The organism is Nocardia sp. NPDC058705 (assembly GCF_042749305.1).
Lineage (GTDB): Bacteria > Actinomycetota > Actinomycetes > Mycobacteriales > Mycobacteriaceae > Nocardia.
This window is the reverse complement of record NZ_JBHYRN010000009.1, coordinates 29,503-46,976: the sequence shown is the minus strand read 5'-3', so window position 1 is coordinate 46,976 and position 17,474 is coordinate 29,503. Positions and strand designations below refer to the sequence as shown.

Genomic DNA, 17,474 nt, shown 5'->3' with positions numbered 1-17,474 from the left:
TCCCCGAGGGGGCCAACGAGCGAAAGGCGTGTGACGACGGTGAGCAACCGGCCTTCGGGCAAGAATCCGCTGGCGGCGGCCGAGGCGGCCGACAAGAAGCGCAAGATCGCGATTCAGGTCGGCGTTGCCGCGGTGCTGGTCGCGCTGGTCGCGGCCATCGGCATCGGGCTGGCGGTGAAGAAGTCCGATTCGGATACCGAGTCGACTGCCACGTCGGCCGCGCAGCTGCCCGCTACGGGCGGGGCGGTCACGCCCACCGGCTCGGTCGTGATCGGCAATCCCGACGCCAAGGTCAAGGTGCGCGTCGTCGCCGACCTGCAGTGCCCGGCCTGCAAGAAGTTCGAGACCGCCAACGGGCGCGCACTGGCCGAGGCCGCCGCCAACGGCACCGCTTCGGTCGAGTACCAGATCATCTCGTTCCTCGACAAGGCCTCGACCAACCAGTACTCCTCGCGCGCGGCCAACGCCTCGTTCTGTGTGGCGAAGTCCGATACGACCAAGTACCAGTCCTGGTTGCAGGCCATGTTCGAACAGCAGCCCGCCGAGGGCGGTGCCGGTACCAGCAACGAGGGGCTCATCAAGGTCGCCACTGACGTGGGCTACACCGATCCCGCCGTGGCGACCTGCATCAATGACAAGCCCTACAACAACGATATCCAGCGCTTCACCCAGGCCACGCTGCAGAGCGGGGTGGAGTCGACGCCGTCGGTGTACATCAACGGTCAGCTGAACCAGACCGACGCGATCTTCACCGAGAACGGCCTGGCCTCCGTGATCGCTGACGCGGCCAAGTGATCACCGCCCCCGCCCGCTCGGCCTGGCTGCTGTTGATCGCCGGGCTGGCGGGCTGGCTGGCGTCGTTCACGCTCACCGTCGAACGGTTCAAGCTGTTCGTCGACCCGGATTACGTCACCTCGTGCAGCATCAACTCGGTGCTGTCGTGCGGGTCGATCATGAAGACCGACCAGGCCGCGGTCTTCGGCTTCCCGAACCCGCTGATCGGCGTCGTCGGGTTCTCGGTGGTGGTGACCCTCGCCGTGCTTTCGGTGGTGGGCGTCGGTTTCCCGCGCTGGATCTGGGGTGGGCTGTGGATCGGCACGGTCCTCGGCATCGCCGGGCTGTGCTGGCTGATCTTCCAGAGCCTGTACCGGATCAACGCGCTGTGCCCGTACTGCATGGTGGTGTGGGCAGCGGTGCCGGTGCTGTTCGCGGTGACCACCCAGGAGCTGTGGGGCCGCTCGCGCGGGGTGCTCGGCATCCTCGCCGAATGGCGCTGGACCCTGGTGGTGCTGTTCTACGCGGTGGTGCTGCTGCTGGTGTTCCTGAAGTTCCAGGACTACTGGCTCAGCCTGGTCTGAACACCTGTCAGAGCTTGATGACCTGAAGACCCGGCATGGTGTCGTAGTCGCTGTCCTGTGTCACGAGTGGAATATCGAGGGCGATGGCCGTGGCGGCGATCCAGCTGTCGTTGACCGGAACCTTGCGGCCTGCGGCTCGTAGTCTCGAAACCAACAGCGCCCACGACTCCGAGACCTTCTCGTCGATGCCGAGCGGGGTGAAGCGTTGTGCGAGTTGGTAGGTCGACAGCCGCCGCGACGCGGACTCGGGGTCTTTCGCGTGCAAGACGCCCAGCCGCAGTTCTCCCAGGGTTACCACGGACACGCCCCACTCGTAGTCCGCGACTGCGGCTCGGTCGAACCGCTGTGCTTCCAGTCCGATGAAGATCGAGGTGTCGGCCAGTGCGCGCCGTGATTCACTCACCAACGGAGGTCATCCGTGGTCTCGGACAGGATTTCACGGAGGTCGGCACGCATTCCGGTGGTGTCGCGGCCGAGTTGGACCAGTTCGCCGATGATCTCTGCCGCTGGGATCCACTCTCGGCGAGTGGGGAAGGGAATCAGTTTCGCCACGGGTCGGTTGTCCCGCAGGATCTCGATTTCCTCCCCCGCCTCGACGCGCCGCAGCACTTCGGCAGTGTGATTGCGCAGGTCGCGAGCTGGCACGGCGGTCATGCTACGAGTGTAGCAAGTTTGCTACACCACGTCAGAGCGGCTTAGTGGCGTCGACGTACTGCATGAAGCGGTGGACGCGCTGGTCGACTTCGGTGAGGCCCGCCCTGACGAACAGCTTCGGGAAGGTGTCGCGGTCGAACAGCCGCAGGCCGCTCAGGCTCGCGGCCATGCTGCTCGCGGAGCCGAATAGGTTGTTCTCGCGGTAGCTGGTGCTGATCGCGATGCGGCCGCCCGGCTTCAGGACGCGGATCATTTCGCGGGTGGCGGTGAGGGGGTCGGGGATCAGGTAGAGGGCGCCGAAACAGCAGACGGCGTCGAAGGTGTTGTCGGCGAAGGGGAGGGTGCGGGCGTCGCCGCGGACGTAGCCGACGCGTGGGCTGGCGTTGTCGGTGGCGGCCTTGGCCAGCATCGCGGGGGAGTAGTCCAGGCCGGTGACGAAGCCGCCGCGGGTGAGGTAGGTGCTCAGGTACTCCGTGAAATTGCCTGGGCCACATGCCAGGTCGAGGACTTTCATGGGGCCGCTCAGGCGCAGCATGTCGACCGCTTCGCGGCGGTCGGTGCCGGTAGTCCGGCCGCTGGCGAGGTAGAACAGCGTGGGTCGCCACGCGTGCTCGTACACCGCCGCCAGCGCCGGGGCGTTCATCGTCTTGCGGGCGAGATTCACTGCCGTGCGACCTCGATCGTCATGCCTGCCGCGCGCAGCCGCTCGGTGAGCGCTTCGCCCATCGCCGAAGCCGGGGTGAGCACGCCCGCGCGGTCGGGCAGGGTGTCGAAGGCCAGGCTCAGGCCCGCCTGGCCGAGCAGCACGGCGGTGGCCTGGTAGCCGGGGTCGCCGGTGCTGGAGAAGGTGGCCCGGTACTTGGCGCCGGAACTGGTGCGGGCGAAGGTCTTCATGGTGAACCAGCCACTGCGGCGGGCCTTTTCGTCGGGGCCGGTGCCGGGCTTGGGCAGGATCCGGTCGAGCAGCTTGCGGCCGAGCGAAACCCGCGAAAGGACCGCGCCCGTGGCCATACTCGCCACGATGCCGCCCGCGATACCCGCGGCGACCAGCGGCGCGGCCGCCGAGGTGCCCGCGTTCATCACCTCGCGGTAGCGGAACTGCTTGCCGTAGGCCCAGCCGAGCAGGCCGTTGGTGCGGCGCACGACCTTGGTGTTGTGGGAGGCCATCACGAACGTGGTGACCCAGCCGTCCAAGCTCGGGTCGATGCTCTCGGCGCGGGCCAGCGCCTGATCGGACTGACGGCCCACATCGGGCTCCATGCTGCGGTCCGGGCTCAGCGAATACGGGTGAGCCAGGATCTTGCCGCGCGCGGAGTCGGCGGCGACGTCTTCCATCATCGCGCGACCCGAGTCGATGGTGCCGCCGCTCATTCCGCCCTTGAACGCGGCCACCAGGGTGGTGTCCTCGAGCTCGCCGGTGTTGTCGGCGAGGGTGGCGCGGTAGATCTCGTACACGCTCAGATCCGACGGAATCGAGTCGTAGCCACAGGAATTCACGATCTTGGCGCCCGAGTCGACCGCGGTCTGCTCGTACTTCTCGATGGCATCGTGGATGAACAGCGGCTCGCCGGTGAGGTCGGCGTAGTGGGTGCCCGCCGCGGCGCACGCGCCAAGCAGCGGCATGCCGTAGCGCAGGTACGGGCCGACGGTGGTGACCACGACCTTGGTGCGCTCGGCCATCGCGGCCAGGGAGGCGGGATCGCTGGAATCGGCGACGACGAGTTCCCACTTCGCGGCGGCCGGGCCCAGTTCGTCGCGGGTGGCGGCGAGCTTGCCCGCCGAGCGACCGGCCAGGGCGATCCGCGCAGTGGCCGGGGCCGCGGTGAGCAGGTACTCGGCGGTGAGTTTGCCGACGAAACCCGTTGCGCCGAACAGGATCAGGTCGAACTCACGGTGCTGCGGCATGGTGCGCCTTTCGAAAGATGATCAGGGCTTGGTGGCTGGTGCCTTGCGGGCGCGCGTCTTCTTCACCGGTTTCGGTGGATGGGTGCTGAGCCAATCACGGTGGGCCAGACCGAGTTCGGTGAGCGGTGGTTCGCCGTAGAGCCATTCACGGGCGATCGAATGCCAGTTGTTGGTGCTGTCGAGTTGGCCGAGCATGCCGAAGGTGAGGAAGTCGGCGCGGCGTGAGAAAAGGTGCTCGGGCGGCAGATTCTGTTGCTTCATGCCGGTGAACTCGCTGGCCCTCGGATCGACGGCGAGCAGGAACGCGCCGCTGGCCAGCTCGGGGGTGATCGTGAGTTCCTCGTCGACCAGACACCATTCCGACGCCGCGAGCACGTACTCGAGGCATTCCTCGGCGCCGATCTCCTCGGGCGAATCGATCACGCCGCGATCGATCATCAACTGCCGCAGATCTTCCGCGCGATCCTCGGCCGCCGCGCGCAGGCACTGCTTCTCGAATTCGACCAGCTGCGGGTCCATCCGGTTGAACAGCCCGAAGTCGAGGAAGGCCACCCGGCCGTCGCGGGCGAGCAGCACATTGCCCGGATGCGGGTCGCCACAGAACTCGTTGAAGCTGAACAATGAACCGACATAGAAGCGGTAGATGATCTCGCCGACCCGATTGCGCTGCGCCGCAGGCATCTTCCGGATCTCGTCGAAGCCGTCGCCGTCGATGAACTCGGTGACCAGCACCCGGGTGGTGGACAGCTCGGGCACCGAGGAGGGCACCACGATGAACGGGTGCTCGCGGTACAGGTGCGCGATCTCGGCCTGGGTGGCGGCCTCGGCCTGGTAGTCGAGCTCGCTCTCCATGTTCAGCTTCAGCTCGTCGAGCACCGCGGGGGTGATCCACGGCATCGCCGAGGCCAGCACCCGGCGAAACATGGTGAGGTTCTTCAGATCCGCGCGCACCGCGGCATCGACACCGGGGTACTGGACCTTCACCGCGACGGCGCGACCGTCGTGCAGCGTGGCCCGGTAGACCTGGCCGATCGAGGCGGCGGCGATCGGCTTCGGATCGAACTCGGCGAAGATCTCCGCCAGCGGGGCACCGAAATCCTGCTCGATCACCGCGCGCATGGACTCGAACGACACCGTCGGCGCCGCGTTGCGCAGCACGGCGAGGCGCTGCTGGAACCGCTCGCGATGGTTCTCGGGCACCAGATCCAGATCGAGCACCGACATCATCTGGCCCAGTTTCATGGCCACGCCCTTCATGGTGCCCAGCACCATGACCACCTGTTCGGTGGTGCGGATCATCGACTCCTCGGCCATCCGTTCGCGCACGGCCTCCGACCGGCCACGCATCGACAGCCTGGTCTTCTTCGATCGAATAACCGACCCCGCCGCGACCGCGCCCAGCTTCGTCCCGCGGGCAAGCCGGGAAGTCGGCACGTTCTTCGCCATCGAGATACCTCCGTTGGTGCCGACGCGCACGGCGGTGACGCAAGCCACAGCGTCCCGCCCGGGTTCAGCGTAGCCAACCGTGTGGCGTTGTCGAGCCCGGCTCCCCTCGGCGGAAGAAAGCGCCGGTCAGGCCAGATCCGGGGGAACTTCCGGAAACAGGTGCGGCTGTGCGTTGAAGTACGCCGGTGAGCCACCGGCACGGACGATGCCCTCGAGCGCGCTCCAGGCCATCATCGTCAGGTAGTCGATGACGTCCTGACGGGGCATGGCCTTGTCGGTGGTCGTCCACCAGTGCGTGGCCAACTGAATGCCGCCCACCAGTACGTAGGACCACAACATCGCGCCGTCGGTACGCACGCCCTTCGCGCCCGCCCGGTCGACCAGCACCGTGGTGACCACCTCGGCGAACAGCCGCTCGAACTCCGCGAGCGAGGACTTGTCGCCCGCGGAATTGCTCATGATGAACCGGTAGACCTCGGGGTCGTCGTCGACCGTGCCGACGTATTCGGTCATCGCGGCGCGCACGAGCTGGTACTCGTCGGCGTCGAGGCTGATCGCGCCGTACACCCGCGGCAGCAGCGTGGTCTCGATGAACCGCTGCATGGTGGCGTGCACGAGGTCGTTCTTGTCGGCGAAGTAGCGGTAGAGCACGGTCTTGGACACGCCGATCTCGGTGGCGATCTCGTCCATGCCCGCCTGGCTGCCCTTCACGCGAATGGCGTTGAGGGTGCCGTCGACCAGTTCCTCGCGGCGGTCGATCTTGTGCTGGCGCCACCGACGTTTGCGGCCGTCGGCCTGGGCGCCGCCGCGCACGGTCGCCCGGCTCGACTGCTCGCCGATCTCGACAAGGTCTTCGGTGGACAGAACAGCCCCCTTGTGATCGATGTTGGCGTCTCTTTGGTGGACTCTGCCCCACAGCTTAGGCGCGACTGTGTGGGGTGGCCCTCCTTTGGTCCACGTTGGGGCATTTACCACACTTCGTTGTTTACTCGCGCGTACGACAAACCACGCGGTTCGCGTGTCGTCGACGGCGCCACGCGGGGTTGGCGGCGGCATACTCGCCGCGCGCACAGCAGAATGGGAGCTATGGAGAAATCTCCCGGCAACACGGCGGTTCTCACGCCGCGCACCGAGACCGCCACGCAGCCCGCCGGCTTCGCGGTACTGACCGACGAGGCGGGCAAGAAACGCGACCTGTTCAAGATGAAGGCGCTCGCCACCGGTTTCCTGGTGGTGGCCAGCGTGATCTACCTGCTGTGCCGCTGGCTCGAATCGCGCGGCGGCGGTGGCGAGTGGGTGGGCTATGTGCGCGCGGCCTCGGAGGCGGGCATGGTCGGCGCACTGGCCGACTGGTTCGCGGTCACCGCGCTGTTCAAACACCCGCTCGGTCTGCCGATCCCGCACACCGCGATCATCCGCAAGAAGAAGGACCAGCTCGGCGAGAGTCTCGGCTCCTTCGTCGGCACCAACTTCCTCGCCCCCGATGTGGTCTCGGCCCGGCTGGAATCGGCGCAGATCTCGCTGCGGGTGGGGCGCTGGATGGCCGATCCGGCGCACGCGGCCAGGGTGGCGCAGGAGAGCGCGACGATCCTCACCGCAGTGGTCAACACCCTGCGCGACGAGGATGTCGAGCAGATCATCGACAACACCATCGTCAAGCGGATCGCCGAGCCGCTGTGGGGGCCGCCGCTGGGCCGGGTGCTCTCGGAGATGATCGCCGACAACCGGCAGCGCCCGCTCATCGATCTGCTGGCCGAGCGCGCGCATCAGTGGGCGCTGGGTTCACAGGACACGATCGACCGGATCGTGGTGCGCGATTCGCCGCAGTGGGCACCGAAATTCGTCAATACGTTGCTTTCGGAGCGAATTTATCGGGAATTGGTCGAGTTCACCTGGAAGGTGCGTTCGGATCCCGATCATGAATTGCGCCGGGCGGCCGATCGCTTTCTGCAGGATTTCGCCGAGGACCTGCAACACGACGACGCGATGATCGCCAAGGCGGAGAAGGTCAAGGCCGAGATCATGGGCCGCGAGCAGATCACCGGAATGGCCGAGGCCACCTGGCGCGCCGCGAAACGGTTGATCTTGGAATCGGCCGAGGATCCCGATTCCACGTTGCGCCGCAAGGTGGCGGAGAATGTGCAACAGCTGGGCGAGCGTCTGCGTGACGACCCGGCGATGCGTGGCAAGGTGGACGGGTGGATCGATCGCGGTGCCCGCTATCTGGTCGGTAACTACTCCGGCGAGATCTCGACCCTGGTGACCGATACGGTCGCGCGCTGGGATGCCGACGAGGCGAGCCGGAAGATCGAATTGCAGGTGGGTCGGGATCTGCAATTCATCCGGATCAACGGCACGGTGGTCGGATCACTCGCCGGCCTGGTCATCTACACGATTTCGCAGCTGCTTTTCCACTGAAAGTGCTGGTAGTGAGGGTTAGCCGATGGAGTGCTAACTGTAGTGCTTGCAATAGCTAGCACCCTGTTCTAGTATTGGCCTTACAACGCCAGAAGGTGAGCGATGACAGACCAACCCGAGAGTCGTGTAGCGCACGCGGCTCAAGATATCGGAGGTTTCATCAGGGCACAGCGCGAAGGCGCGCAGGTGTCCCTGCGTCAGCTCGCCGCTCTGGCGGGGGTAAGTAATCCGTACCTGAGCCAAATCGAACGCGGATTACGCAATCCCTCCGCCGAAGTACTCGCGCAGATCGCCAAGGCGCTGCGGGTTTCTTCGGAGGTGTTGTATGTGCGGGCCGGATTTCTGGAACAGCGTCCGCACAGCCCGGTCCGTGACGCCCTGCTGGCCGACACTTCGGTGTCCGAACGGCAGAAACAGGTGTTGCTGGAAATCTATGAGTCGTTTCGCCGGGAAAACGGGGAAGACACCGGCTCAGGGGGGAACGAACGAGACACTGACGTTTCGTTCACGACAACTGACACTCCGCCACACCAGGAGAATGAAGACTGATGACCGAGAAGACCGCCACTGTGACCAAGCCGCTGTTCGCCACCGTCGGCGCCGGTGACGCCATCTACGCCGCCGTGAACGACGTTGTCGCCGACGTCCGTGGCCGCGTTGCCACCGCCGACCCGAAGGCCCGCGTCGAAGAGGCCCGCGAGCGCATCGCGAACGTGCCCGCCGACGTGCAGGCCCAGTTCGACACCCTGCGTGAGCGCATCTCCGGCCTGCCCTCGGAGCTGCCGGAGGACCTCGCCGAGCTGCGCGAGAAGTTCACCCCCGAAGAGCTGCGCAAGCTGGCCGAGCAGTACTACCGCCAGGCGCTCGACATCTACGCCGACCTCGCCGTGCGCGGCGAGGAGACCGTCGACCGGCTGCGTGCCAACGAGGCCGTCGACGAGCAGATCGGCCGCGTCGAGACCCTCTACAAGGATGCTTCGGCTCGCGCCGAGGACGCCCTGACCAAGGTCAACGACCTGCTGGGCCGTGGCAAGGCTGAGGCCGAGGCCGCTGCCGACACCGTCTCCGCTGTTGTCGAGGCCGAGGTCGTCGCCGTGACCGAAGAGGCCGCTCCGGCCAAGGCTCCGGCCGCCAAGAAGGCCGCTCCGGCCAAGAAGGCCCCGGCCAAGAAGGTCGCGCCGAAGAAGGTCTAGTAGAGGTCTACCCGTCCGGGCCCGGACGGTTTGATCCTGCCGCGCCCAAGAAGGTCTAATACCCTTCGCATCACTGCCGACAGCGGCCCCGCACACCACGCGTGTGTGGGGCCGCTGTTCGTATGATGGGGGGTGTGAACATCGTGAACAGTCTGACCTCGCTGATCCTGCTGGTCCTGTGGGCCTGCGCCCTCGGCGCGACCCTGTTCGCGATCGTGCACGCGATCCGGCAGCGTGCCGACGCCTTCACCGCGGTCGACAAGTTGAGCAAGCCGATCTGGCTGGCGATTCTGGGCGGTGCGCTGGTGTTCCTGCTGCTCGGTGCGGGCGGGCTGGGGTTCATCGCGATCATCGGCATCGTCGCGACCGGTGTCTACCTGGCCGATGTGCGGCCGAAGGTCGACGAGGTGCAGCGCGGCCCGCGCTGGTAAATCGGTCGCGCTGAGGGCTCGCGGGTGCGTGGTACGCGGTGTTACTGTATCTAGCAGTAACACGAAGGAGTGTGCCGATGCGTGCAACGTTGCCGACGGCTGTGGTGAACCTGGTCGGTCAGGCTTCCACCGTGGTCAAGACCGTGCTGGCGGCCCACCGGGCCGACCTGCGGACCCGCTCGCACGGGATCGCGGCCTTCGATCCGCCACGGGTGCCACACGAGGTGATCCCGGTGGTCACCGCCGACGGCGCCCGCCTGCGGGTGCACGCCTACGGCCCGGTCGACGCGCCCGTCATCGTGTTCGCGCACGGCTGGACCTGTTCGCTCGAATACTGGAACGCCCAGATCAACGCCTTCGCCGGCGAGTACCGCGTGGTCGCCTACGACCAGCGCGGCCACGGTGAGAGCACCAACGGCTACGCCCGCCCGAGCACGAACCTGCTCGCCGACGACCTGTGCGATGTGCTCGACGCCGTCCTGCTGCCGGGTCAGCGCGCGGTGCTCGCCGGGCACAGCATGGGCGGGATGACGCTCATCGCCTGGGCGGGCCGCTATCCCGAGCGAGTCGCCGAGCAGGCCGCCGCGGTGATTCTCACCAATACCGGCGCGCATTCGCTGGTCGAGGTGTCGACCATGGTGCCCGGTCTGAATGTGCCGCTGCGGATTCTGCGCGGCCGGGCGATGCCGACGCCGGACTGGCTCGGCAAGCTGATCCTCGGCACCCCCGTGGTGCTCCCGCCGATCAAGCCGGTGCGCTGGATCTTCGCCCGTCAGGTGATGACTCTCGACACTTCGCGCGAGAAACTGAACTACGCGCTGTCGGTGGTGCGCGGCTGTCCGATGATGACGCGTTCGCGCTACGGGTTCCTGCTCACCGAGCTGCACCTGGGCGATGACGCGAAGAACTTCTCGGTCCCGACCACCGTGCTCGCGGGTGACCGCGACGACATGACCCCGGCACTGCACGCGGAGCGCCTGGCCGCGCTGCTGCAGGAAGCGGGCTGCCTGGCGGGCTTCAAGGTGCTGCCGACCGGGCACCTCGGCAATGTCGAACGCTTCGACCTGTTCAATGCCGAAGTGGCCGAAGTGCTCGCTTCCGTCCGCGAGCCCGTGCGCGCGCTGGCCTGATCGCCTGCGAGAATCGGCGGATGAGCTATACCGCTGTGACCTCGGACGACCGCCGGTTCGTGCTCACCCTCGGGTGCCCGGACCGGCCGGGCATCATCGCCCGGATCTCCTCGTTCATCGCCGAGTTCGGCGGCTCGATCTCCGAGGCCGGGTACCACTCCGACGGTGACATCGGCTGGTTCTTCACCCGTCAGGCCGTGACGGCCTCGACGGTGCCGTTCTCCATCGACGAGCTGCGCGCTCGGTTCGTCGAGGTGGCCGCCGAGTTCGGTCCCGAGACGGAGTGGCAGGTACACGATTCCGGGCCGCCGCGCCGGGTGGTGCTGCTGGTGAGCAAGGACGGGCACTGCCTGCACGACCTGCTCGGACGCGCGCAGGCCGGTGAGCTGCCCGCGACCATCGAGGCCGTGATCGGCAACCACCCCGACCTCGCGGGGATGACCGAGGCGCACGGGGTGAAATTCCATTACGTGCCGTTCCCGAAGGACCCGGCCGAGCGTGGTCCGGCTTTCGAGCAGGTGCGCGAGCTCGTCGACTCCCACGATCCGCACGCGGTGGTGCTCGCCAGGTTCATGCAGGTGCTGCCCGCCGAGCTGTGCGCGCACTGGGCCGGGCGGGCGATCAATATCCACCACAGCTTCCTGCCCTCGTTCGTCGGCGCGCGGCCCTATCACCAGGCGTACGCGCGCGGGGTGAAGCTGATCGGGGCGACGTGTCACTACGTCACCGCCGAGCTGGACGCGGGGCCGATCATCGAGCAGGACGTGATCCGGGTCGATCACGCCGACGACGTGCGCGACATGGTCCGTCAGGGACGCGACATCGAGCGAGTGGTGCTCGCACGCGGGCTGCGCTGGCACCTCGAGGGCCGGGTGCTCGTGCACGGTCGGCGCACGGTCGTCTTCGAGTGACCTACAGGTCGTAAAACGGTGCGGCATAACGGAATTCGCCGGTGACGGCGGAATCGTAGGCCGTGAGCGGGCGGACCTGGAAGTACGGCGCCCAGTCGGCCTGATCGGGCACGATGCCGAGGCGCGGGCCGGGGACGAAGCCGAAGCGGGCGTAGTAGTCGGGATCGCCGACCAGGCCGACGACCGATTCGTCGAGGGCATCCGCGGCGCCGAGGGCGGCGTGCACCAGCGCCGAACCGACACCGGACTTCTGATGGTCAGGATCGACGCCGAGCGGGCCGAGCGCGAGCACCGGGAACGGGCCGATACCGGCTCTGGTGAGACAGATGTGCCCCACCACGGTGTCGTATTCGAGCGCGACCAGCGACAGCGTCGGCATCCACGACTCGTCGGTGCGTAATGTCTCGACGAGGGCGGGTTCGGGTGGTTCGGTGACGGCCGGATCGCCCGCGTAATGCGGGGCGAAGGCGGCGCGGTGGATCGCGGCGATCGCCGGGGCGTCCGCTGGGGTCTCGCGACGGATCAGCACAGGCTTAAGTGTCCAGGATTTGGGTACAGGAGCGCAATGATGTGCGGTGCCCGAAATGTTCGCCCCTGAATGTGGAATGCTCGGGAAATGACTTCCGCGCCGCTGACTCGGGCCGCCGTGGCCGACATGATCGATCACACCCTGCTCGCCCCGGAAGCGACTCCGGCCGAGGTGGATGCGCTGATCGCCGACGCGCGCAAGCTCGGCGTGTACGCGATCTGCATCTCGCCCTCGATGCTGCCGGTGCGTGCGCCGGGGCTGGTGGTGGCGACGGTCGCGGGTTTCCCGTCCGGCAAACACCATTCGCTGGTGAAGGGTGCCGAGGCGCGGCTGGCCGTTGACCAGGGCGCCGCCGAGGTCGACATGGTGATCGACGTCGGCGCGGCGCTGGCCGGTGATTTCAACGCCGTGCTCGCCGACATCATCACCGTGCGCGAGGCGACTTCGGAACGCGCCGTGCTCAAGGTGATCATCGAATCGGCCGCACTCACCGATGCGGCGATCGTCGGCGCGTGCCGGGCGGCCGAGCAGGCCGGTGCCGATTTCGTGAAGACCTCCACCGGTTTTCATCCCGCCGGCGGTGCGAGTGTGCACGCCGTGCGGTTGATGGCCGAGACCGTCGGTGGACGGCTCGGGGTGAAGGCCAGCGGTGGGATTCGCACGGCCGCCGACGCTGCCGCCATGATCGAGGCCGGTGCTACACGGCTCGGGTTGTCGAAATCAGCTGTGGTGCTCGACGGTTTTCCGGACTGATCAGCAGGTGAAGTCGGACTGCTGACCGGATGTGTTGCTCGCGGAGTCGAGGGTGGTCTTGCCGCCCGAAAGGTGCACTGTCACACCGTCGTCGGTGACCTTCACCTCCTGCGCGCGCATGTCGAGCGGGTAGCTCTGCAAGCTCTGGGTGAAGGTTTCGACGATGCCTTGCACGAGGTCGGTGGGCAGGCCGATGCCGAGCAGTTGCGCCGACTTGGTGTCCACGGTGATGTTGCCGTTGCGGACCATCGGCTGCACCTCCAGCTGGGCGAGGCCGCCGAGCACGTCGAGGGTCAGCACGCCGGTGCTCGCCGAGGAGCGCACGCCGCTGACCATGGTGCCGAGGGTCTCGCGGATGCCATCGTTGTTCCAGGTCACGTCGGCCGACGAGCTGCCGATGGTGCCGCCGCCGCGACCGCGGTCGACGAGTTCGATGTCGTTGAACTTCGCGTGCACCACCATGCCGACCGCGGGACCGAACTTGTTGTCCTCGCTGTCGACGGTCACCGAGCCGACCTTGCCGTCCACATAGGACAGCAGAATCGGCCGCGCGCCGAAGCCCACGTCGATGCCCGAGCCCATCTGCTGCTCGAACGCGCCGCTGATGCAGTTCGAGATCTTGTGGCGGGCATAGGCTTCGGTGCCGCCGATGGCCGCGACGAGCAGGATGGCGACCACCACCAACGCGATCACCAGCGGGCGCCGACCGATTCTGGAGCGTGCGGGCTTCTGTGTGGTCATGGCATCGGATTCTTCCCGATCTTTATGAGTCTGCTCTGAGGACCGCGTGAAAGCCTTCACAGCAAAATGTGACGTGGCGCACGCAATCGGGCGTAATCTGGGCAACATGGCTGGCGAGGGCGCGCGCCGGGTGGCGGGGACAGCGGATCATCGATGGCGGGTGCTGCGGCGCCTGGCCGGACGGCACGCGGGCTTCTTCACCACGCGTCAGGTGCTGCGGACCGGGTGTGAATCGCAGGTCAGGGCGGCTTTAGGGGACGGGTCGGTGACTCGTGCCGGGGTCGGGATGATGCGGCTGGGGCAGTGGCGGGTGGGACCGCTCGACGAGTACGCGATGTGGGCGGCCTGGTTCGACGGGGCGGCGGCGGTGTCGTATCAGAGTGCGGCGGAACTGCACGGGATCGGACGGTTGCAGCCGCGATTTCTGCACCTGTCGGTGTCGGCGGGACGCCCGCCCGTGACGCCGCGGTTGGTGCTGACGCGGCGCAAGCTCGCCGGTGCGGATGTGGAATCGGCGGGGCCGTTCCTGGTGACGACGCCGGTGCGGACAGTCCTGGATCTGGCCGAGACCGAGATCTCGCAGTCGGCATTGGACGAGGTGGTGGCCGACGCGGTGGCGATTCACCGGTGCGATACCGACGAGATCTGGTGGGGTGGGCAGCAATTGGCGCCGCGGGCGGCGGCGCGGGTGCGGCGGGCGTTAAGCCGGGTCTGACGGGGCGACCACGTCCCAGGGGACCGACAGCACACAGTCGCGCATTCTCCGGTTGTAGGTGCGCAGCGGGAAACCGTTGGCGCGCAACATCTCCGCGGCCTCTCGCCACCGGACGCGCGGGCCGTAGGGTGCCATGGCCGCCGAGCGGTCCCAGGCCTGGTCGGCCGCGGTGAGCAGCGCGTGGATCTTCTCGCCGGGAATGTTGCGGTGGATCAAGGCCTTCGGCAGGCGCTCGGCGATGTCGGAGGGTCGGTCTACGGTGAAGGGATCCCAGGCCAGGGTGAACGACAGGGGGCGGTGACGGTCGAGCAGTACCCAGGCGCAGCGGCGGCCGAGTTCGTCGCAGGTGCCGTCGACCAGGAGGCCGTCGGGGGCGAGGTTGGACTGGATGCGTGACCAGGCTTCGGGGACCGCGTCCTCGGGGTATTGGCGTAGGACGTTGAACGCGCGGACCAGGGTCGGGCGCAGGCCTGCCAGTTCGAAGCCGCCGCGGGCGAAGCGGACGCCGTCGCGGGGTTCGACCACCCGGGCGGGGTCGATCTCGAGGCCGACCACCTCGAGGTCGGGGCGGACCGTGCGCAGGCGGGCGGCCAGTTCGAAAGTGGTCCATGGCGCGGCGCCGTAGCCGAGATCGACGACCAAGGGGGTGGGGGATTCACGCAGGGTTGTGCTGACGAGTTCGTCGTTGACGAGCCAGCGGTCGCTGCGCCGCAGGCGGTTGACGCCGGTGGTGCCACGGGTGATGGTGCCGACCGGTGCGATGGCCTTGCGGCTCGGGGCCACGGGGTTTCTCGGGGGTGCGTCAGACCGACTTGTCGGCGGTCTGCGGATCCAGGTAGCGCATGGTTTCCTCCTGCTCGGCGCGGAACAGGTCCACCAGGTTCACCAGCATGAGCTGTTCCAGGCGCGGGCCGACCATGGGGATGAAGACCTTGGCGACGGGGGAGAAGCGCATGGTGGCGCCGGTCTCGGTGGGGAAAAGGCGGATGGTGCCGGTGAGGCTGCCGGGACCGGCGGGGATCGAGGCGGAGAACTTGCCCTCGGTCTCGTCGTGGTCGAACGGGCCCCAGCTCTCCTTGCGGGTGATCACCATGTCCTTGCGCATGACGGTCTGGGCGATCTCGGGCAGCATCTCGCGCGGGAGGGTGTGGTGCAGAACCACGTCGATGCCGTCGTCGGAGACGTCGAGGCTGACCACTTCGTTGTTGGGCGCGTACTTACGCATCTCGGCGACGCGGGCTTCCCAGTAGTCCCTGCTCTGCAGTGCCGCGTACAGCTCTTCGGTGGTGTGCAGGGGGTAGCGAGCGGAGTAGTCCAGTCTGCGTGCCATGGCAGGACACGTTACGGGGTTGAGCCGGGCACTGACGTAAGAGGTGGGGATGTTGTTGAGGCTCCCAATTCGAGCGGCCGTGTTCGGCGTGCGGCGTGCCGAACTGTCGTCCCACGCCACCCCGTCGCTACGCCCCCGTCGCCACGTCGCGACCACGCCACGTCACGTCGCCACGCCACGCTGACGTACGCCATCGGCGCGCACCGACGAGGGCCGAGCGCCCGGCTCGGTTGTCCGGGCGACGCCGCGCCAGCTGGCTGCGTGTTCTACAGGGTGAGGCCGACCGTGACCGGCTCCGGCTCCAGGGTCACGCCGAAGCGTTCCTGGATGCCCGCGCGCACGGTGCGGGCCAGGGCGACGATGTCGGCCGCTGTCGCTGTGCCGCGGTTGGTCAGGGCCAAGGTGTGTTTGGTCGACAGGCGGGCGGCGGCGGTTTCGCCCGGGAAGCCCTTGGCGAAACCGGCGCGTTCGATGAGCCAGCCCGCCGAGAGCTTGGTGCCGTCGGGGGCGGGGTAGGTGGGGACCTTCACGTCGTCGCCGACGTGCGCGGCGATTGCGGCCAGAACCCTGGGAAGCTGGTCCTCGGTGACGACGGGGTTGGTGAAAAACGAACCCGCACTCCAGGTGTCGTGATCAGCGGGGTCGAGGACCATGCCCTTGCCCGCTCGCAGGCGGAGCACTTCCGCGCGGACCTGCTCGACGGGGCGCGTCTCGCCGTCGCCCGCACCGAGCACCTTCGCCAGTTCGCCGTAGCGCAGCGGTGCGCTCATCCCGCTCGGGTCCAAGGCGAAGTCGACGGCGAGGATCACGCCGTCGTCGGTGTGCTTGAGCACGCTCGTCCGATAACCGAAGCCGAGTTCGGCGGGCTCCGCCCAGCGCACCTCGCCGGTCTTGCGATCGAGCAGCTGGACCCGCCGCAACAGCGAAGCCACTTCCACCCCGTACGCGCCGACGTTCTGCACCGGCGTCGCACCGGCCGAACCCGGAATCCCGGACAGGCACTCGAGGCCGCCCAAACCGGCCGCGACGGTCGCCGCGACGACGGAATCCCAATCGGCGCCCGCCTCGGCCACCACGCCGCCGGGCCCGAGTTCGACACCGGTGGTCAGCACCCGGACGACCACTCCGTCGAAGCCCGCGTCGTCGATGAGCAGGTTCGACCCGCCCGCCACCAACAGCACCGCGATACCGGCCGCATCCAGGGTTTTCACCGTGGACACCAGGGACTCGGTGCTCGCGCATTCGGCGACCAGGGCGGGCCCGCCGACCCGCAACGTCGTCAATTCGGACAAACGCACCGAATCGCGGACCGTTGCGCCGGTCTCGGCAAGCAGGTCACGCAGCTGATCGGAGGACACCACCCGTGTTGTACGCACGTTCGCAGACGGTACCGTGTCGGGCATGGCTACACCTCTGGCGTTCACTGCCGGCTACACGCATTCCGTTGACGCGGTGCGCGCCGCGTACTCCGACGAGCAGTACTGGAAGGCCCGGATCGCCGAGGTCGGCGGCCCCGGTGCCCGCCTCGACTCCTTCGCTGTCGAGGGTGATCAGGTCCGTGTCCAGATGGTGCAGTCCATCCCGGCCGACCAGCTTCCCCCGGCCATCACCGCCGTTCGCCCCGGCGACCTCGTCATCCCGCGCACCGAGACCTACACCGGCACCGGCGGCATCTTCGAAGCCCACGTCGACGGCGCTCCGGCTGTCGTGCGCGGCACGGTCACCATGGCCCCCGACGGCGGCACCGGTTCCACCACCGCCATCGCGGGCACTATCGAGGTGAAGATCCCGCTGTTCGGCGGCAAGATCGAGGCGGCCATCTCCGAGCGGCTGATCGAACTGCTCGGCAACGAGGCCACCTTCACCGAGGAATGGCTGAACCGCCAGTAGATTCGGCGGGCACCCGGCGTAATCATGCAAAACGGCTCGTTCCAGTCAGAATTCTGATTCGAACGAGGCC

The 17,474-nt window shown here is 67.5% G+C and carries 22 protein-coding genes; 11 read left to right on the top strand and 11 right to left on the bottom strand.

Going from position 1 to position 17,474, the window contains the following annotated elements; genetic code table 11:
* The first annotated feature begins 39 nt into the window (after nucleotides 1–39).
* Both ACFW6D_RS13550 and ACFW6D_RS13545 read left to right on the top strand, forming a co-directional pair.
* The gene (locus ACFW6D_RS13550; protein ID WP_379327909.1) at nucleotides 40–795 is read left to right on the top strand and encodes a DsbA family protein; all 756 of its coding nucleotides are present in this window, start codon (nucleotides 40–42) and stop codon (nucleotides 793–795) included.
* Nucleotides 792–1,358, top strand: a complete 567-nt coding sequence (locus tag ACFW6D_RS13545; protein ID WP_379232902.1) for a vitamin K epoxide reductase family protein — start codon at nucleotides 792–794, stop codon at nucleotides 1,356–1,358. Before ACFW6D_RS13550 ends, ACFW6D_RS13545 begins: the two co-directional genes overlap by 4 nt.
* A gap of 7 nt (nucleotides 1,359–1,365) precedes the next feature.
* Here the strand turns inward: ACFW6D_RS13545 and ACFW6D_RS13540 are convergent, their stop codons facing one another.
* From ACFW6D_RS13540 to ACFW6D_RS13515, 6 genes are all read right to left on the bottom strand, one after another.
* Nucleotides 1,366–1,761 (bottom strand): type II toxin-antitoxin system VapC family toxin, encoded by a 396-nt coding sequence (locus tag ACFW6D_RS13540; RefSeq protein WP_379327907.1) that lies wholly within the window; start codon nucleotides 1,759–1,761, stop codon nucleotides 1,366–1,368.
* Nucleotides 1,758–2,012: a type II toxin-antitoxin system Phd/YefM family antitoxin gene (locus tag ACFW6D_RS13535; RefSeq protein WP_379232906.1), complete on the bottom strand. Its 255-nt coding sequence runs from the start codon at nucleotides 2,010–2,012 to the stop codon at nucleotides 1,758–1,760. The genes ACFW6D_RS13540 and ACFW6D_RS13535 overlap by 4 nt, the downstream gene beginning before the upstream one ends.
* A gap of 31 nt (nucleotides 2,013–2,043) precedes the next feature.
* Nucleotides 2,044–2,676 (bottom strand): class I SAM-dependent methyltransferase, encoded by a 633-nt coding sequence (locus ACFW6D_RS13530; RefSeq protein ID WP_379327905.1) that lies wholly within the window; start codon nucleotides 2,674–2,676, stop codon nucleotides 2,044–2,046.
* A complete protein-coding gene (locus tag ACFW6D_RS13525; protein ID WP_379327903.1) occupies nucleotides 2,673–3,917 on the bottom strand; it encodes a saccharopine dehydrogenase family protein in 1,245 nt (414 codons plus the stop codon). The genes ACFW6D_RS13530 and ACFW6D_RS13525 overlap by 4 nt, the downstream gene beginning before the upstream one ends.
* Before the next feature lie 21 nt (nucleotides 3,918–3,938).
* On the bottom strand, nucleotides 3,939–5,363 hold the full coding sequence (locus ACFW6D_RS13520; protein WP_379327901.1) for an ABC1 kinase family protein: 1,425 nt from the start codon (nucleotides 5,361–5,363) through the stop codon (nucleotides 3,939–3,941).
* A 126-nt stretch (nucleotides 5,364–5,489) separates the two neighbouring features.
* On the bottom strand, nucleotides 5,490–6,176 hold the full coding sequence (locus ACFW6D_RS13515; protein WP_379328192.1) for a TetR/AcrR family transcriptional regulator: 687 nt from the start codon (nucleotides 6,174–6,176) through the stop codon (nucleotides 5,490–5,492).
* Nucleotides 6,177–6,449: 273 nt separating this feature from the next.
* On the opposite strand from ACFW6D_RS13515, the gene ACFW6D_RS13510 reads away from it, so the two are divergent.
* From ACFW6D_RS13510 to purU, 6 genes are all read left to right on the top strand, one after another.
* A complete protein-coding gene (locus ACFW6D_RS13510) occupies nucleotides 6,450–7,781 on the top strand; it encodes a DUF445 domain-containing protein (protein ID WP_379327899.1) in 1,332 nt (443 codons plus the stop codon).
* A gap of 102 nt (nucleotides 7,782–7,883) precedes the next feature.
* Nucleotides 7,884–8,330: a helix-turn-helix domain-containing protein gene (locus tag ACFW6D_RS13505; protein ID WP_379232915.1), complete on the top strand. Its 447-nt coding sequence runs from the start codon at nucleotides 7,884–7,886 to the stop codon at nucleotides 8,328–8,330.
* A complete protein-coding gene (locus tag ACFW6D_RS13500) occupies nucleotides 8,330–8,974 on the top strand; it encodes a heparin-binding hemagglutinin (protein ID WP_379327897.1) in 645 nt (214 codons plus the stop codon). Before ACFW6D_RS13505 ends, ACFW6D_RS13500 begins: the two co-directional genes overlap by 1 nt.
* 125 nt (nucleotides 8,975–9,099) lie before the next feature.
* On the top strand, nucleotides 9,100–9,405 hold the full coding sequence (locus ACFW6D_RS13495) for a DUF2516 family protein (protein WP_379327895.1): 306 nt from the start codon (nucleotides 9,100–9,102) through the stop codon (nucleotides 9,403–9,405).
* A 77-nt stretch (nucleotides 9,406–9,482) separates the two neighbouring features.
* Nucleotides 9,483–10,535, top strand: a complete 1,053-nt coding sequence (locus ACFW6D_RS13490) for an alpha/beta fold hydrolase (RefSeq protein ID WP_379232919.1) — start codon at nucleotides 9,483–9,485, stop codon at nucleotides 10,533–10,535.
* A gap of 20 nt (nucleotides 10,536–10,555) precedes the next feature.
* On the top strand, nucleotides 10,556–11,446 hold the full coding sequence (gene purU, locus ACFW6D_RS13485; RefSeq protein ID WP_379327893.1) for a formyltetrahydrofolate deformylase: 891 nt from the start codon (nucleotides 10,556–10,558) through the stop codon (nucleotides 11,444–11,446).
* Nucleotide 11,447: 1 nt separating this feature from the next.
* Here the strand turns inward: purU and ACFW6D_RS13480 are convergent, their stop codons facing one another.
* Complete coding sequence (locus ACFW6D_RS13480) at nucleotides 11,448–11,975, bottom strand: GNAT family N-acetyltransferase (protein ID WP_379327891.1); 528 nt, start codon at nucleotides 11,973–11,975, stop codon at nucleotides 11,448–11,450.
* An 87-nt stretch (nucleotides 11,976–12,062) separates the two neighbouring features.
* Here ACFW6D_RS13480 and deoC point away from each other — a divergent pair, with 87 nt between their 5' ends.
* A complete protein-coding gene (gene deoC, locus ACFW6D_RS13475) occupies nucleotides 12,063–12,728 on the top strand; it encodes a deoxyribose-phosphate aldolase (protein WP_379327889.1) in 666 nt (221 codons plus the stop codon).
* On the opposite strand, the gene ACFW6D_RS13470 is transcribed toward deoC, so the two are convergent.
* Nucleotides 12,729–13,469 carry a DUF2993 domain-containing protein gene (locus tag ACFW6D_RS13470; protein WP_379327887.1) on the bottom strand — a complete coding sequence of 247 codons (741 nt, stop codon included), beginning with the start codon at nucleotides 13,467–13,469 and terminating at the stop codon, nucleotides 12,729–12,731.
* Between the two features lie 106 nt (nucleotides 13,470–13,575).
* On the opposite strand from ACFW6D_RS13470, the gene ACFW6D_RS13465 reads away from it, so the two are divergent.
* Nucleotides 13,576–14,184, top strand: coding sequence for a hypothetical protein (locus ACFW6D_RS13465; protein ID WP_379327885.1), 609 nt, complete (start codon nucleotides 13,576–13,578; stop codon nucleotides 14,182–14,184).
* Here ACFW6D_RS13465 and ACFW6D_RS13460 read toward each other — a convergent pair.
* The 3 genes from ACFW6D_RS13460 to ACFW6D_RS13450 form a co-directional block, all read right to left on the bottom strand.
* Complete coding sequence (locus tag ACFW6D_RS13460; RefSeq protein ID WP_379327883.1) at nucleotides 14,170–14,967, bottom strand: class I SAM-dependent methyltransferase; 798 nt, start codon at nucleotides 14,965–14,967, stop codon at nucleotides 14,170–14,172. The genes ACFW6D_RS13465 and ACFW6D_RS13460 overlap by 15 nt on opposite strands.
* A 19-nt stretch (nucleotides 14,968–14,986) precedes the next feature.
* The gene (locus ACFW6D_RS13455) at nucleotides 14,987–15,514 is read right to left on the bottom strand and encodes a DUF2505 domain-containing protein (RefSeq protein WP_379327881.1); all 528 of its coding nucleotides are present in this window, start codon (nucleotides 15,512–15,514) and stop codon (nucleotides 14,987–14,989) included.
* A gap of 266 nt (nucleotides 15,515–15,780) precedes the next feature.
* Nucleotides 15,781–16,872, bottom strand: a complete 1,092-nt coding sequence (locus ACFW6D_RS13450; RefSeq protein WP_379328190.1) for a UDP-N-acetylmuramate dehydrogenase — start codon at nucleotides 16,870–16,872, stop codon at nucleotides 15,781–15,783.
* Nucleotides 16,873–16,915: 43 nt separating this feature from the next.
* Between ACFW6D_RS13450 and ACFW6D_RS13445 the strand changes: the two genes are divergently transcribed.
* Nucleotides 16,916–17,404, top strand: coding sequence for a DUF2505 domain-containing protein (locus tag ACFW6D_RS13445; protein WP_379327879.1), 489 nt, complete (start codon nucleotides 16,916–16,918; stop codon nucleotides 17,402–17,404).
* The last annotated feature ends 70 nt before the right edge of the window (nucleotides 17,405–17,474 follow it).